This window comes from Maribacter sp., assembly GCF_049667165.1.
In the GTDB taxonomy this organism is placed as follows: Bacteria; Bacteroidota; Bacteroidia; order Flavobacteriales; family Flavobacteriaceae; genus Maribacter_A.
Genome location: NZ_JBATHS010000149.1, coordinates 1 through 17,064 on the forward strand (window position 1 = coordinate 1; position 17,064 = coordinate 17,064).

Here is a 17,064-nt window from a genome sequence, read left to right on the forward strand (position 1 = left end):
CCAAAAACCGAATTTAGAGGGGTCTGGGTGGCCACAGTAGTGAATATCGATTGGCCTAAAAATGGAAATGATGCCATTGAAAAGCAAAAGGCCGACTATCTTGAAATCCTTGATTTCTACAAAGCCCTCAATTTTAATGCGGCCATTGTACAAATAAGGACTGCTGGGGATGCTTTTTATGATTCGGAATTCGCCCCATGGTCCCGCTTTTTGACGGGAAAGGAAGGACGGGCGCCCAATACCGAACAGAATCTCCTACAATGGATGATACATGAGACCCATAATCGCGGAATGGAATTTCATGCATGGCTCAATCCATACAGGGCTACTTTTGATTTGAAAACCGAAATATTGAATCCAACCCATGACTTTAACCTACATCCCGAATGGATGCTTAAATATGGGACCAAGTATTACTATGACCCAGGGTTGCCGGAAGTTAGGGAACGCATGGTTTCGGTCATTGATGAAATCGTTTCGAACTACGATGTCGATGCCATTCATTATGATGACTATTTTTATCCCTATACCATAAAGGACGAAGTCATTAAAGACTCCCTAACCTATTCCTACTACCATCTGCCCAACCAGACGATCGAAGATTGGCGTCGTAGTAATATGGACTCTTTGATCAAAAACGGTCATGAAACCATAAAGGCTCGCAAGCCATGGGTACAGTTCGGCGTAAGTCCGTTTGGAGTTTGGAAAAACAAGTCTACCGACCCAAGGGGCTCCGATACCCGTGCAGGGCAAACTACCTTCGAGAACCTTTATGCCGACCCTTTGCTCTGGATGGAAAAGGGCTGGTTGGATTATTTGGTGCCCCAAATCTACTGGAGCATGGACCTGCCGGTAGCCTCACATCGAACCATTGTTGATTGGTGGGCGGACCACAGTACCAACACCAATCTTTACATTGGTAATGGTCCTTACAAGATTCGTAATAATAGTGATAAGGCATGGGAAGACAAAAAAGAGCTTCCAAACCAATTGACCTATGCCCGGAAAAATGAAGCCGTTCATGGCAATGTGTTTTTTAGCGCCAAAAGCCTAATGACTGACAAGGCCGACATAGTGAAACAACTTAAAAAGAAGTATTACAAATGGCAGTCCCTTTCCCCAATGGCACCCAAAGCCCAAATGAGTTCCCTTCCGGATTTCAAACTTAAATCCTTACTACAAAAAAATGATTCTATCGCATTAAATTTCAATGACTTAAATGATTATCGTTTCGCTACAATTTATGCGTCGGGGAAAAAACCAAAGCAACAATATCGCATCAAGGATTTAATCGCCAAAATCCCGATACATAAGGACTCCTCGGTATTACTTCCGTCTGAAACAATCAATAAAAGAAAACATATCGCCCTAATCCTCATTGATAAATATCGACGTGAAAGTGAACCGAAAATCATACATTTAAAAGAAATCAACTGATATGATTCAAAAAAACAAGTGGGCCTGGGCCTGGGTACCCATACTTTATTTTACCCAAGGGTTGCCTTATGTGTTGGTCGTTACCGTATCGGTGATCATGTACAAGAAACTCGGGGTTAGCAATGAAGATATTGGGCTCTATACCAGTTTATTATACCTCCCTTGGGTACTTAAGCCCCTATGGAGTCCTTTTGTTGATCTTAAAAGCACCAAACGCCAATGGTTTTTGGCGATGCAGCTATTGATTTCCGTTGCCCTTTTGGCAGTAGGTTTAAGCTTGCCCACCCAAATGTTTTTTATGACCACCTTGGCCTGTTTCTGGATGGCCGCTTTTGCTTCGGCTACCAATGATATTGCCTCCGATGGTTATTATATGTTGGGTCTGACCGAAAAAAAACAATCTTTTTTTGTAGGTATTCGAAGTACTTTTTATCGTTTGGCTATGGTGACCGGCGAAGGGCTGATTGTTATCATGGCCGGTTTTTTGGAACAGAAATATGGGGACAACACCAAGGCTTGGAGCATGACCATGATAGCGACCGCTTTTTTGATGTTGGCATTGACCGTATCGAATTTCTTTGTGACACCCAAGTTTGAATCATCAGCGGCCATTGCAAAGGACAAACCTAAAAGCTTCTGGGAAGTTTTCAGCTCATTCTTCAACAAACCCAATATCGGAATGGCCTTGGTCTTTATTCTAACTTACAGGTTGGGAGAATCACAACTCGTTAAAATGGTAGCTCCCTTTTTATTGGATTCACCGGCCAAGGGTGGCTTAGGCTACTCCACGGAACAATTGGGGACGATCTTTGGAACAGTCGGTGTTATCTTTTTATCGTTCGGGGGCATTTTGGGGGGTATTTTGATATCGCGTGACGGACTGAAAAAATGGATGCTTCCGATGATACTTTCACTGAATCTACCGAATGTACTATACGCACTTCTCGCCTATACCAAAACCACAAACGTAGTGGCCGTGACAACTACTGTAATCTTTGAGAAATTTGGGTATGGTTTTGGTTTTGCCGCTTTCTTAATGTACTTGATCTATATAGCGGAGGGCAAATCAAAAACATCGCACTATGCGATCGCCACCGGGTTTATGGCCCTAGGAATGATGCTGCCTGGTATGATCAGCGGCTACATACAACAATGGTTGGGTTATGGGGGCTTTTTTATCTGGGTGGTCGTATCCTCCCTTCCCGCACTACTTTTATTGAAATTTATTACTTATCCTGCTGATTTTGGAAAAAAAACCAAAAATACCGATGCATAAATTACTTCCCTATGTCAAAGCAACCCAACATTTGACCCGAACTGAAAAAGTAGGTCAATTATTTATGCCCGCTGCCTTTGTCAATGATTCGGAGGCGGAAATACAGGCATTGGAAGAGCTGATTGCTGAAAACCACATCGGAGGACTTTGTTTTTTTCATAGTAGGGCCAGTGCCGCTACCAACTATGAAGGCAAAAAAAAGGTGGTCTATAATAAGGAAAGTTTCAAAACGCTCCAAACCCTAATACAACGCTACCAAAAAAAATCAAGCCATCGTCTCCTGATTGCCATTGATGCCGAATGGGGGCTTGCCATGCGTATCGAAAACACGCCGCAATACCCGTATGCCCTAACGTTGGGTGCCCTAGAGGATGCTATTGATTTGGTTTTTCAAGTGGGCATAAATATTGCCCATGATTGTAAACAAGCGGGAATACATTTAAATCTAGCCCCCGTTTTGGATATCAATAGCAACCCCAAGAACCCGGTTATCGGATATCGCTCGTTCGGTGAAGACAAAATCAACGTTACCAAAAAGTCCATGGCCTATTTAAAAGGCCTTCAAAGTGAAGGCGTATTGGGGAGCATCAAACATTTTCCAGGTCATGGGGATACGGCTGTGGATTCGCATTTAGGTCTTCCGGTCATCGAAAAGTCCAAAGCGGATTTATTGAACAACGAACTTTACCCGTTCAGGAAACTCATAGCACATGGGGTAGCTTCGGTCATGGTGGGCCACCTCGCCGTTCCTTCACTTTCCAATGGACATCACACACCTTCAAGCCTATCGAAAGACATGATAAAAGGGTTGTTACGCGATGAATTTGGTTTTGCAGGCGTGGTGATCTCCGATGCCCTAAACATGCATGCCGTATCGAAAAACTATACGATAAAGGGGGAGCTTGAATGGTTGGCCTTTGACGCCGGAAATGATATTCTGTGCTTTGCCGAACAGGTTTCAGCCGGCATTGAAATGATTTTGGAAAAGGCCACCGAAACGCAAATCGAAGAAGCGTTTAAACGTGTTTGGTCCTTAAAGGAAAAGGCAATATTGGCTGAAGTTGATGTCCAAGCAGCACTTATTGACCCCAATAACCTAAACACCGAAATAGCCAAAGCAAGCATCACCTTAATCCAAGGAAGTGAGGATTATATTGCCCATTTCAGAAAGAGCGGTTTTATTGGCATTACAAATACGACGGAAGTGGTACAATCATTTTTGGGGATGCTTGGAAAATATGATGCCTTCCGCACTTATTCATTAACAGATGCTTCGGATTTTGACTTTGAGGATATTGAAAAGGAAGGGAACATACTTTTATCGTTGGAACCTCCCCAAATAAAACCTACCAATAAATTTGGATTTACAGAAGATGAAATCAGCTTTGTCAATGAATTGCTAAACACCAAAAATGTCATCGTGTACCTCTTTGGAAACCCTTATGCACTACAACTTTTTGACTATCAAAAAGCAAATACAATCGTTGTATGCTACCAAAATTTCAAAGTTTTCCAAGAGGTGGCGGCATCCCATTTTAGAGGTAGCATACCCGCTAAAGGCAAACTCCCGGTAGAATTGAAATAACGAACTTTTTTCAGGATCCCAAGAAGGATTTGAAGCCAAATAAAAACCCCACACTATCCATTGAACAATGTGGGGCTTACTGGTTGCAAGAACTTCTTGCTACAATTCCTTTATCTTAATATTTCGGAACCAAACATCATCACCATGATCCTGTAACCCAATATAACCTTTAGCGGGTACATCAGCCCAATCGGGATTTAGTGCTGGGAATTTACTGCCAGCCACTAATTCGTTCCATTCTGGAGTCCACAAATGGTATTCAACAACGTTTACACCATTTTGATTATGGACTACAGTCCCTTTAAACACCGTAAGCTCAATTTTATTCCATTCGCCAGCAGGTTTGGCATTCTGTGGTTTGGCTGGTATCAAATCATACAAGGATCCCGCCATACGATTGCCATCTTTGCCCAATTTAGCATCAGGGTGTCTTTCATTATCCAATATTTGCATTTCAGGAGCGGTTTTCCATATATAGTCCAACTCTTCCTCTCCTAAGTATAAAATGCCTGAATTACCACCTTCAGATACTTTCCATTCTAAACTTAAGGTGAAGTTTTGAAATTGTTTATCATAAATGATATCGCCCCCATCTTTCGCTCCTGCCTCTCCACGGCCAGAGCCTATCATATGCAACGTACCATCAACAATTTCCCATGCTGCCGGGAAATGATCCTTTTTATAACCCCGCCATCCTTCTGATGTTTTACCATCAAAAAGCAGTACCCAACCGTCAGCTTTTTCGGCTTCGGAAAGCCCATTCAAAGGAGCCTCTTCTGCCACTTCTTTAACCGCTTCGGCCTCTGCCGCGGCATCTTCTTTTTGTTCTGCTTTTTTGTCTTTACAACTATTTAGCACTGGCAATAAGAGCAGGCTGAATAGAAATACTAAACTAATTTTTCTCATAGGTATCTATTTATTGAATTTAAGTACAGAACCGGCCGTTAATGGACTGGTTCTGTACTGTTTATTAAACTTTTATTTCCAAAACACATACTAAGCGGGCATATCGGGCAATGACCAGCCATCCCTGTAGGTATGTTTCACCAATTCCTCTGAATAGGCCATCGCATTCATAGGCTCTGTCCAATCTTTGTTAAAAGTTGGGTGGCCATCATGAATTTTGAAACCATCCTTAATGACGGTCTTGATTTCCTCATTCGCGCCAATATTGGTAAACTTCATATTTATACCGTCCCACTCAAGGACCTTATTTAAGGCTTGTAAACGAACAGCAAGTACGCCCATAACAACCATCTCATTGAAAGGACCGGCTTCTGAGAAATCGGAAGTACATGGCTTTCTATTTTCCGCACTTTCTTTACTTGCGCGAACCCAATCCATTTCATGGGCGCCTTCATTCCATTTCAATCCTAGTTCATCCTCAACCCTTCTTTCTGTTTTTGGCGCTGAAATTTTCCGACCTGACAATAATTCCGGCTCTAAACCATAACAACCGACATGAAGGATGTCTTTGGTACCGTAGAAGAACGTACCTCCCCCATTTTTGTTGGGCTCTTTCCCAGCTGGCCAATTATCTGGCAACATAGGTTTAATACCGCCATCGTACCAATGTACGTCAACTTCGTTCAAATTCAATTTTCCTTTTCTACCTCTGTCGGGAAAAGTCAACTTGACCGCTTGGGAAACAGGTGCTGAATCGTTCAACAACAACGAGGAACTAGCTTGTACTTTGGTCGGATAGCCCAATTTTAGACCTTCAAAGACAGGGTGCAAGATATGGCAGGCCATATCACCTAGGGCTCCTGTACCATAATCCCACCAGCCTCTCCAGTTCCAAGGATGATAAACTTCATTGAAAGGGCGCATTTTTGCTGGCCCGGTAAACAGATCCCAATTCAAAGTATCTGGTACCCAGTCCCCTCTTTCGGGAGTATTCAAGCCTTGAGGCCATATGGGTCTATCGGTAAAGGACTCGACTCTTGTTATTTCCCCTAAGGCCCCACTCCATAGAATTTCACACGTTTCCGCAACACCGGCACCAGAGGCGCCTTGGTTCCCCATTTGCGTGGCTACTTTATGCTCCTTCGCTAATTTGGTCAATAACCTGGATTCATAAACCGAATGCGTCAATGGTTTTTGCAGATACACATGTTTGCCCATCGTCATGGCATTGGCCGCAATTGCAGCATGGGTATGATCCGCTGTGGCAATGACCACACCATCTATTTCATCACCCATTTCATCGAACATCTTACGCCAGTCCCAATACTTTTTGGCGTTGGGATACCTGTCGAATGCCCCTTTTGCATACTTCCAATCCACATCACATAGTCCTACAATATTTTGTGATTCCAAATTCTTTAAATTGGCAAGGCCCATGCCCCCAACGCCAACACCAACTATATTCAGTTTGTCACTAGGTGCTACGTGCCCCAGTCCGCTTACCGCATACGACGGTACAATGGTAAACGCTGCAGAAGCTGCCAAGGTTCTGCCCACAAAATCGCGGCGGGTTAAAGTATTATCTTTTTTTCTCTTACTCATATTGTATTACTTTATAATGGGTTAATAAACAGTTATTAAAATATTCATTGGCAAAGAACCAATCAATAAGAATGCCCTAGGGTTCACAAAAATAAATGCAATGTATCCTTAAAGATAAGACGAATTATCGACTTGGATTAACAAGTAATAAAAATACGCAATTTTGTTAAAAATCAATACTATGAATTTGTCAAAAAACAATGGAATAAAATCTTAAGAAATAATCCGTTCGATTAGAATTGAAGGGATTAAGGTTATATGGAAATAGACTTTAGGTTAAAAAAAGAATCACATTTTATACTACATTGAAATTGAATCTATTTATCTTTCCCTTTAGTTCCTTAGTATTTATTAAAACCGTAACTGGAAATGAAAACATATTGGGTCATAGGTTTAATGTCGGGCACCTCCTTGGATGGACTTGATATCGCTTTTTGCCAATTTAAGAAATCCTTGGATCGATGGGAATATCAAATAGACCAAACCAAGAGTATCCCATACTCGGATGGGATGAAAGAAAAGTTGAAAAATTCAATTTATCTTTCTGCTGAAGAACTATTGATATTCAACAACACCTATGGCGAATGGCTTGGCAAACAAGTAAGATCATTCATTCAGGACAATGACTTAAAAATCGATTTTATCGCAAGTCACGGTCATACGACACATCATCAACCGGAAAAAGGCCTTACATACCAAATCGGTTCCGGTCAACATTTGGCCAATGAAAGCGGACATAAAGTCGTATGTGACTTTCGTTCGAACGACTTGGCCATGGGCGGACAAGGCGCACCTCTCGTGCCTATTGGTGATCGCTTATTATTTGGTGAATATGATTTCTGTCTTAATCTAGGTGGCATTAGCAATATCTCATTTGAAAAAAACGGACAGCGAATTGCCTATGACATTGGGTTGGCCAATATGATCTTGAACCATATTACCCAAAAGATCAATTTAGCCTATGATAAGGGAGGGGCCTTGGCCCAAAATGGAAAAATCAATTCGAAAATGCTTTCCACACTGAACGCTTTGGACTATTATAACTTACCGTATCCAAAGTCAACGGGCTATGAGTGGTTTATGCGCGAAGTCGTCCCTATCGTAGATGCTACCAATGACTGCATCGAAAATCTTTTATATACGGCCGTTCATCATCTATGTGATCAAATTTCCAAACAGGTAAATCTCAATACCGACAAATCAAAGGCAAGCCTATTGGTCACTGGCGGCGGTGCACTCAACGATTTCTTGATTGCCACTCTAAAAACGAAATTAGGGAAAGCTATTGAAGTGGTTGTCCCTTCCAAAAAATTGATCGAGAATAAGGAAGCCCTGATCTTTGCTTTAATGGGTGCGCTACGAATGGAACGGGAAATCAATGTGCTAAGCTCGGTAACCGGAGCAAAGAGGGATTCTTCGAGTGGGGTGGTTTTTTTACCCAATTGACCATGAAATTGTCATAAAAGTCCTCTGCGCTCCGAATTAAAAAACAGATCGCTCACTTTTAACTTTCCGTTCCTGGACAAACTGGCCACTATCTTTAAAAAGATCAACCCGGTTAAAAAGGCGTCTCCCGAGGCCGTATGCCGGTCGTGTTTCTTAATATTGAACTGGGCACACAATCGATCCAGGGAATAAGGATGGTCCCTAGGTTCATAGTACTTGGTTTTTTTGAATAATACCCCCGTATCCAACACCTTGTTCTTGAGTTTAGGCAGTCCCATCCTCGCCAAACCGGCATTGAGCATAGCCATGTCAAAAGCGGCATGGTGTGCCACTAAAATGGAATTTTCTATATAGCCCAAAAAGGTGATAATCGCTTCTTCTTCCGATACTTTAAGTACGTTACCTGTCTTCAATAATCCGTGAATACCGACGGTTTCCGCATTGAATACCTCCTGTTTCAGATAAAGTTCCAAGGAATCCCCTACATCGATTTTCAAATCAAAAATAGACAAGGCCCCTATTGATAAAATGCGGTCCTTTCGCACATCCAAACCGGTAGTCTCGGTATCGAAAACTACAAAACGAACAGCGTTAGGCTGTTGGGAATGTTTTTTATTGAAATGTTGGACATATGCCTTCCAATAATCGGGTGTGCTTCTTTTAAAGATCTTGTTGAACATCTACATCAATTGGGCTAGGTTAAAACGCACTCTGATCAATTCCTGGACATCCTTAATGGAACCAAAACAACCCTTCAATTTTAAACGGTTCGACTTACTGAGCGATTTGAGGTCTATAAATCTACCGGAACCATTCGCACTTAAACCCTCTACTGTCCTGAAACGCAACAAAATCTTAAAGGCATCTATACATGCACTGTAAAGTGCTTTGTTCTGGGGTTCGATCTCTGAAAGCTTTTCAAACCGCTTTATGGTGTTGTTATGATCCTTGACGTTCTGTGAAAGTATTAATACCCTTGCGGCATCGACCAAAGGCATCATTGCCCGGGCTTTAATATCGAACAGATCCTTATGTTCCCCACTATGTTCAACCAAAAACTGCCTGAAAAAACTTAAGGGTGGTGGATTTTTAATGGCATTCAGGGCCAAGAAGTTCAAAAAAATACTATACCTATCAATGGCATGGAAAATACCTTCGGACATTTGATCAACCAAATTTGAATCGCCATATACCCGCTCATAGTCAAAGAAAATGGTAGAGAGCATAATTTTGTCTTCATCAGGATGGGTAATCCAATCGGTGAACTGGTTTTTCCATTCAGTAATAGACAAACACCATTTTGGGTTGCTGGCCATCATTTGGGCAGGACAGAACTCAAAACCCACCATATTCAATTTTTCGGTAACCAATCGGGCCAGTTCAAGAAAGTATGCTTTGGTTTCTTCATAATCCCCAGGGGCTACATCGGCAAAAACCAGCGCATTATCCTGATCGGTCAAAAGCAACTGTTCTCCCCTGCCTTGACTACCCAAAGCCAACCATGCAAAGCGTACGGGGGGTTGTTTTTTCATTTCTTCAAGGCTGAGTTCCACTACTTTTTGGTTGATGGCCTCGTTGATGGCTGAAATTATTTTCGAAACAAAACTTACAGGAATATGCTGAACGAGATAGCGGTGCATCAGCTCTTGGGCTTTTTGACGAACATCCCTCAATTTTTCGGCAGTCAACGCCCTTTTCACCTCCTTGATCAAAAAAGAGGGATTATTGCTTTGGGTCACCACAAGGTCATGTTCGGACAAGACGCCGACAAGCTCGGAATCCATGGTTCCCTCCTTGGTAATGCACAGGTGTGTTATTTTATTTCGAAGCATTGTAATTTGGGCCTCTGCAATCGAAATATTTTTAGGAACCGTGATTACAGGCGCGCTCATTATTGCGGTTACTTTATCGGATATAGCGAACTTTCCCGTTGCTATCTTGGTCCGTAGGTCCTTGTCGGTTATTATTCCTTTAGGCCTATTATCCCTGGTGATGATGATCGATCCCACTTTTTTTTCGGTCATCGTTACTGCGGCAGACTCAATATGGGTGCTCTCTATACAGCTTACCGGAGATTTTGCAAACACCACATTCTGTATGTACACCAAGTGATCTGTTTGATTGCTAAATTCCCCTTCAAGGGAATACAATCGAACCTGGTCCGCATTCAAGTGGGGAGTAAGGCTATTGGAGGCAAAACTTGCCATAATGAATTTACTGGCATCAACATTACTGGTAATATATTTCTCCAGTAAATCAGAAGTTATGGCATACACGATACTTTCCTCAATAGCCTTTGCACTTAACCGATATGCACTTTGGCGAATCAGTGCCCTTAATCCAAAAATGTCCCCTTCATCACACTCATCCACAAGAATATCCCCTTCCCTAAAAATACCAACTGCGCCGTCCTTAACCACATAAAAAGCATCGTGCAAGCCCTCATCTTTCTCAAAAATAAAATCGCCTATTTCATAATAGCCAATTTTCACATGTTCACAAATAGTCATTAATTCATCATCTTTCAGGGCACTGAAAGGGGGGAAATCCTTTAAGAAATCATAAATACGTTGGGCAATGGTATTGTTCATAAACTAAAGATAATCAATGAAACCCAGTCCTAACACAAAAACCAATCAGGGTCTTCAAAAACTCCAAACAACGACACCGATCATCTGCTTGTAGGTCAATGATGTTTCAATAATACATGAAAAAATAGCGCTAGATCCCCTAATCTTTACTAATAATTGCTAATTTGCTATATTTATGCTTATTTAATATATATGAATATTACCTCCTGTCCGAACTGCGGATCCGAACACTATGTGAAAAGTGGTATAATAAACCAAAGGCAGCGCTATAAGTGTAAGGCATGCAATTATTTTTTTTCGGTCAACAAAATCGGTAAAAGTATCGACCAGTATTATGTGAACAAAGCGTTGCAATTGTATTTGGAAGGATTGTCGTATCGGGAGATTGAACGTATTCTGGGTATTTCCCATGTTAGTATCATCAATTGGGTGAAAAAATACAACATCAAAAGACCCTATAACCCGAACTATCACCCTACCTATAAAATATTGAACGCGGGGGAACTATCCAGCTATTTCCAGAATACCAAGAATCTTTCAGGGGCTGGGGTGGTGGTCACGGAACTCGGAGATAAATTTATGCTCATAAAATGGGAGCGATTTAGAGATTAAGTATATTTAATTACCATTTATATATATTGTTTTTTTATGACATCATTCTTTTAAGGAGTTTAGCAAGGCACACAAAACCAATTTGTTACTAACCAAACCCTTAAACTTATGAAGAAACATGTACTACTCCTACTAGGTTTATCCCTCGCCTTTCAAATGATGCATTCACAAGGGTCACCAGATTACAATGGTGGCCTTAAGGTGAATCTCGATGAGGAAGGCAACAAATACTTCCGGCTCATTTCTTGGGCCCAGGTACAGGGCACGTATGCCGACGATGTCCCAGACAACACCAGTAGCACGAGTTTTAATCTTAGAAGGGCCCGTGTTTTGATGTTCGCCCAGATCAATAAAAAATTCATGATCTTAACCCATTTTGGCTTAAATAGTCTCAATAGTGGCACAATGTCCCCGGTGGGGAAGGGCGATGGGGCCCAATTGTTCTTCCATGATGTATGGGCACAATACAATGTGGGAGAAGACCATGTTGTTGGTGGCGGTTTACATTATTTCAATGGCATATCGAGATTGAACAATCAAAGTACCCTAAATATTATGACTTTGGACAATAACAGGCAATCATGGTCAACCTTGGGACTTTCAGACCAATTCGCACGGCATCTCGGTGTCTTTGCCAAAGGAAAGTTCGGTAAATTGCAATATAGGGTCGCCATCAATGATGCCATTACCGCTAGCTTGGATACCCGAACCCCTGAGACCGGCGGGGCTGCCATATATGCGGGCAAAAGACTTTTGGGATCAAAAGATTCCGGAAAAGCGTATGCTGGCTATTTTGATTTTAATTTTTTGGACCAAGAATCGAACTTCCTGCCTTTTAAGGTTGGGTCTTATCTTGGGACTAAAAAGGTTTTCAATATTGGCGCAGGATTCTTTTTGCATCCTGGAGGGTCGGTTATTGCCGATGCTACAGGAAATTTGGAAAAGGAAAATGTCAAGATTTTCGCAATCGATGCGTTTTATGACACCCCACTTGGAGAGGACGGTAGTGCCCTAACCGCTTACGCCACCTATCAAAACAACGATTATGGAACCGATTACCTCTTCAGCGCCTATGGCACAGGAAGTATGCTTTATTCCCATTTGGGATACGTGTTCGCAGGCGATAAGACCAAAACCAGATTTCAACCCTATGTATCCTTTGCCTCAAATAGTTATGATGCCGTCGATGATAACAGAAACATTTTTGGCCTTGGGGCAAATGCATATCTTAGTGGACATAACGCTAAGCTGACCTTAGAGTATACAAACCAAAAATTTGGAGATTCCGATGCAGGGACACTTACCCTCCAAGCAATGATTTATCTATAAAAACCAACAACTATGAGTGAAAAACAACAAAAAGCAACAGCGTATTGGAAGGAAAATCTGCGATATCTGATCATTCTTCTTTCGATCTGGTTTCTTGTATCATACGGAGCAGGAATACTTTTTAGGGAAGAATTAAACCAATTTCGTTTAGGCGGATTCAAACTGGGCTTCTGGTTTGCACAACAGGGATCTATTTACGTATTCGTAGTTCTCATCTTCGTTTACGTAAGATTAATGAACAAACTAGACAAAAAATACGGGTACGACGAGTAATCCAATACTAACCAAAAAACAAAAAATTATGAGTGTTCAATTATGGACTTGGATTTTAGTCGGGATTACTTTTTCCCTCTATTTCGGAATTGCAATATGGGCGAGGGCAGGATCCACCAAAGAATTCTATGTGGCCGGTGGTGGGGTTTCCCCATTGGCAAACGGTATGGCCACCGCAGCAGATTGGATGAGTGCAGCATCATTCATCTCAATGGCTGGAATCATTTCTTTTGCAGGGTATGATGGCTCGGTTTATCTTATGGGATGGACAGGTGGATATGTGCTTCTGGCATTACTTCTTGCCCCCTATCTTAGAAAATTCGGAAAATTTACAGTACCCGATTTTATTGGGGATAGGTATTACTCCAATACTGCCAGAACCGTTGCCGTTATATGTGCCTTGATAGTTTCATTTACGTATGTTGCAGGACAAATGCGAGGGGTGGGGATTGTATTTTCACAGTTCTTACAAGTTGATATCAATATTGGGGTAATCATCGGAATGGCCGTTGTACTTGTATTCGCATTTTTAGGCGGCATGAAAGGAATTACTTATACACAAGTAGCACAATATTGTGTATTGATTTTCGCCTTTATGGTTCCTGCATTTTTCATCTCTATGCAAATGACAGGAAACCCAATTCCACAAATTGGTATGGGAAGTAAAGTCGAAGGAGGGACCTTTCTTTTAGATAAATTAGACATGCTTCACACCCAACTTGGTTTCAACGAATATACAAGCGGTACAAAATCTACTTGGGATGTATTTGCAATTACGCTAGCCCTTATGGCTGGTACTGCCGGTCTACCCCATGTAATTGTTAGGTTCTTTACCGTGCCTAAAGTTAAAGATGCCCGTAAATCGGCAGGTTTGGCTTTGTTGTTCATTGCAATTTTGTACACGACCGCACCTGCAATTGCTGTTTTCGCAAGAACAAACCTCATCGAAACTGTTGACAACAAATCTTATAAAGAAATCCCTCAATGGTTTAAGAACTGGGAAGACACAGGTTTGATTGCTTGGTCTGATAAAAATAATGATGGAAAAATCCAATATGTTGCCGGCAGTGCTTTGGAAGGAAAAAAACCTGCATTTACCGATGCTCGTGGCACTAATGGAGAACGTCTAATATCAAATGCCAATAGCTCTACCAATGAATTATATGTTGATAGGGATATTATGGTACTTGCAAATCCTGAAATAGCCAATTTACCCAATTGGGTAATTGCATTGGTAGCCGCTGGTGGTTTGGCAGCAGCATTATCAACAGCAGCGGGATTATTATTGGTAATCTCAACATCGATTTCCCATGATTTGATTAAAAAACAGATTAAACCGGATATTTCTGAAAAAGGGGAATTAATGGCAGCACGGATTGCAATTTTAGTTGCGATCATCATCGCTGGTATTTTCGGAATCTATCCGCCAGGGTTTGTAGCCGCGGTTGTCGCATTGGCCTTTGGACTGGCTGCAGCTTCATTCTTCCCAGCGATTATTCTTGGAATTTTCGATAAGAGAATGAATAGCAAAGGGGCCATTGCTGGTATGATCGTGGGGATAACGCTGATGTTATTCTATATGATCCGTTATAAAACGGGATTAATTGGGATTATGGATGCAAGACCGGCCAGTGAATGGTGGTTCGGTACGTCACCCGAAGGTTTTGGAACTATTGCCATGATCATCAATGTAATCGTATCTGTGGTGGTTTCAAGAATGACAGCTCCTCCACCAGAAAATGTACAGGAAATGGTCGAGAGTATTCGAATACCGAGTGGCGCCGGTGAAGCCGGATCCCACTAAAAAGTCTTGGTTAATTTGGTAAAAAGCAGTACTGCATATCGGGGTACTGCTTTTTACCTATATTTATAGGTACAGTCATATACAATGAAGAAACGCCACGAACAGAAATTGATAATTCTATCGATAGTTATGTTGCTGGTTTTGAACATTCCATTCATTATGGTTTTCAACATCGATGGCGTCATTTTCGGCATTCCTTATTTTTATTTCTATGTTTTTACGGTTTGGATGCTCTCCATCATAATTTCTTATATCATATTAACGCGATATTATGAGTAATTACATCTTGGTCATTATCATTATGTGCTACTTGGCCGTGCTTTTTTACATTGCCTTTATCGCTGAAAAAAATGCAAAGAGCAAATGGGTCAACAATCCGTATATCTATACCCTTTCCTTGGCGGTCTATTGTTCTGCATGGACATATTATGGCAGTGTAGGTATGGCCGCAAGTTCTGGCGTAGGGTTTCTTCCCATTTATCTGGGTCCAGCCATAGCGGTCCCGATTTGGATTATTTTATTGCGCAAGATCATAAGGATCTCAAAACAGCACAAAATATCCTCCATTGCTGATTTCATTTCATTAAGATACGGTAACAACCGTTTTTTGGGAGCCTTGATTACCATATTGTGCATTACGGCTACGGTGCCCTATATTTCCTTACAATTGAAGGCCGTTGCGGAGACCTTTTCGATAATGACGAACGAACCCCATATCATCGGTTCGAGAATTTTCGACGATTCTACCTTTTATATCGCCGTTCTATTGGCCATTTTTGCAACATTTTTTGGCACCCAGGCTACGGATGCCTCTGAGAAACATAACGCCATTGTAACGACGGTAGCCTTTGAATCCTTGCTAAAATTGACCTTCTTCTTGATCATCGGGATCTATGTGACCTATTATCTTTTTGATGGCACCCAGGATATATATAACCAAATTTCAAAAACGGCAAACTTTGAAAACCTCACCAAACTCCCCAACTTGGAAGGTGGGTTCAATTGGTTCTTTATGATGATGCTTTCCTTCACGGCGATTTTTCTTCTGCCTAGACAATTCCAGGTTTCTGTTTTGGAAAATAGTCGGGAAAAACACCTAAAGAAAGCCATATGGTTATTTCCGCTATACCTTTTGCTTTTCAATATTTTCGTGATTTTCATTGCTTGGGCCGGCAAGTTGACATTTGGGGATACCGCCAATGCAGAGTACTATACGCTTTTACTTCCGCTTCAGAGTGGCCATTCTTTTTTGGCACTATTGGTTTTCCTTGGTGGATTGTCGGCTGTCATATCGATGGTCGTGGTTTCCACGTTGGCCTTATCGAAAATGATCAGTAATAACTTGGTCATCCCCTATGGTTTCCTTGACAAATTCGTAAAGGCAAAACCGGAGGAAAATGCCCTATACATTAAAAATATCCGCCGTATTTCAATATTTACGGTGATTATTATTGCCTATTTCTTTTACAATAATTTCTCGATTGAACTTTCCTTATATTCCATTGGCTTGATTTCGTTTGTAATTGTCGCCCAATTGGCACCTTCATTTTTTATCGGCCTATTTTGGAACCGTGGTTCTTCCTTGGCATCGATCCTGGGTATTATTATTGGTTTTATTATTTCCGCCTACACCTTGATATTGCCCTTCACCATAGAAGCATTTACGGGAAACAGCGAATTTACGGAACTTGGGCTTTTCGGTATGGCCGCCTTAAGGCCCTATGCCCTGTTCGGCATTGATTTTTTATCCCCACCTGCCCATGCCTTTTTCTGGAGCTTGATGGCCAACACCATGTGCTACCTAATCATTTCCCTAGTTTTCAAAGGGCATTATAGGGAACGTAATTATGCTGAAATGTTCGTCGATAGTAAAAATTCCTCTACATTACAGGATAACGCCCTTGTATGGAAAGGTGAGGCCTATGTCGCCGATATCAAAAATGTCCTTACCAAATTCTTGGGGGAAGCCAGGACCCAGCGGGCTTTATATCTCTTCTTTAAAAAATATGATATCCCAGCAGATACACAAATGGCAGATGCCCGCTTGATCAACTTTTCGGAGAAACTATTGACCGGAAGTATTGGTGGTGCATCGGCGAAAATCCTCATCGCGGGGGTTGTCAAGGAACAAGAGATAAGCCTGCCTGAAGTATTGAAGATTTTAGAAGAGTCAAAAGAAACGATCAGTAGTAATAAAGTGCTT

13 protein-coding genes are annotated in these 17,064 nt (G+C 41.6%); 9 read left to right on the forward strand and 4 right to left on the reverse strand.

Translation table 11 applies throughout. The features are described from left to right. The 3 genes from WBM98_RS07665 to WBM98_RS07675 form a co-directional block, all read left to right on the forward strand. The coding region (locus WBM98_RS07665) for a glycoside hydrolase family 10 protein (RefSeq protein ID WP_424365435.1) at positions 1-1,437 on the forward strand (1,437 nt) is incomplete at its 5' end. Between the two features lies 1 nt (position 1,438). Next, on the forward strand, positions 1,439-2,713 hold the full coding sequence (locus WBM98_RS07670; protein WP_424365436.1) for an MFS transporter: 1,275 nt from the start codon (positions 1,439-1,441) through the stop codon (positions 2,711-2,713). Continuing rightward, the gene (locus tag WBM98_RS07675) at positions 2,706-4,298 is read left to right on the forward strand and encodes a glycoside hydrolase family 3 protein (protein WP_424365437.1); all 1,593 of its coding nucleotides are present in this window, start codon (positions 2,706-2,708) and stop codon (positions 4,296-4,298) included. The genes WBM98_RS07670 and WBM98_RS07675 overlap by 8 nt, the downstream gene beginning before the upstream one ends. A 99-nt stretch (positions 4,299-4,397) precedes the next feature. Here the strand turns inward: WBM98_RS07675 and WBM98_RS07680 are convergent, their stop codons facing one another. Beyond that, positions 4,398-5,204 (reverse strand): 3-keto-disaccharide hydrolase, encoded by an 807-nt coding sequence (locus WBM98_RS07680; protein WP_424365438.1) that lies wholly within the window; start codon positions 5,202-5,204, stop codon positions 4,398-4,400. A 90-nt stretch (positions 5,205-5,294) separates the two neighbouring features. Next, on the reverse strand, positions 5,295-6,806 hold the full coding sequence (locus WBM98_RS07685) for a Gfo/Idh/MocA family protein (RefSeq protein ID WP_424365439.1): 1,512 nt from the start codon (positions 6,804-6,806) through the stop codon (positions 5,295-5,297). 369 nt (positions 6,807-7,175) lie between these two features. Between WBM98_RS07685 and WBM98_RS07690 the strand changes: the two genes are divergently transcribed. After that, on the forward strand, positions 7,176-8,252 hold the full coding sequence (locus tag WBM98_RS07690) for an anhydro-N-acetylmuramic acid kinase (RefSeq protein ID WP_424365440.1): 1,077 nt from the start codon (positions 7,176-7,178) through the stop codon (positions 8,250-8,252). Between the two features lie 11 nt (positions 8,253-8,263). Here WBM98_RS07690 and WBM98_RS07695 read toward each other — a convergent pair whose 3' ends face one another. After that, a complete protein-coding gene (locus WBM98_RS07695; RefSeq protein ID WP_424365441.1) occupies positions 8,264-8,932 on the reverse strand; it encodes a 3'-5' exonuclease in 669 nt (222 codons plus the stop codon). Further along, positions 8,933-10,843 carry a DUF294 nucleotidyltransferase-like domain-containing protein gene (locus tag WBM98_RS07700; protein ID WP_424365442.1) on the reverse strand — a complete coding sequence of 637 codons (1,911 nt, stop codon included), beginning with the start codon at positions 10,841-10,843 and terminating at the stop codon, positions 8,933-8,935. Between the two features lie 192 nt (positions 10,844-11,035). Between WBM98_RS07700 and WBM98_RS07705 the strand changes: the two genes are divergently transcribed. From WBM98_RS07705 to WBM98_RS07725, 5 genes are all read left to right on the forward strand, one after another. Next, the gene (locus WBM98_RS07705) at positions 11,036-11,455 is read left to right on the forward strand and encodes a transposase (RefSeq protein ID WP_424365443.1); all 420 of its coding nucleotides are present in this window, start codon (positions 11,036-11,038) and stop codon (positions 11,453-11,455) included. A gap of 108 nt (positions 11,456-11,563) precedes the next feature. Next, positions 11,564-12,784, forward strand: a complete 1,221-nt coding sequence (locus WBM98_RS07710) for a hypothetical protein (protein WP_424365444.1) — start codon at positions 11,564-11,566, stop codon at positions 12,782-12,784. 12 nt (positions 12,785-12,796) lie between these two features. Beyond that, positions 12,797-13,057 carry a DUF4212 domain-containing protein gene (locus tag WBM98_RS07715; RefSeq protein WP_424365445.1) on the forward strand — a complete coding sequence of 87 codons (261 nt, stop codon included), beginning with the start codon at positions 12,797-12,799 and terminating at the stop codon, positions 13,055-13,057. A 28-nt stretch (positions 13,058-13,085) separates the two neighbouring features. After that, positions 13,086-14,861 (forward strand): sodium:solute symporter family protein, encoded by a 1,776-nt coding sequence (locus WBM98_RS07720; protein WP_424365446.1) that lies wholly within the window; start codon positions 13,086-13,088, stop codon positions 14,859-14,861. 271 nt (positions 14,862-15,132) lie between these two features. Continuing rightward, positions 15,133-17,064, forward strand: a 1,932-nt coding sequence (locus WBM98_RS07725) for a sodium:solute symporter family protein (RefSeq protein WP_424365447.1), incomplete at its 3' end; no start/stop codon positions are given.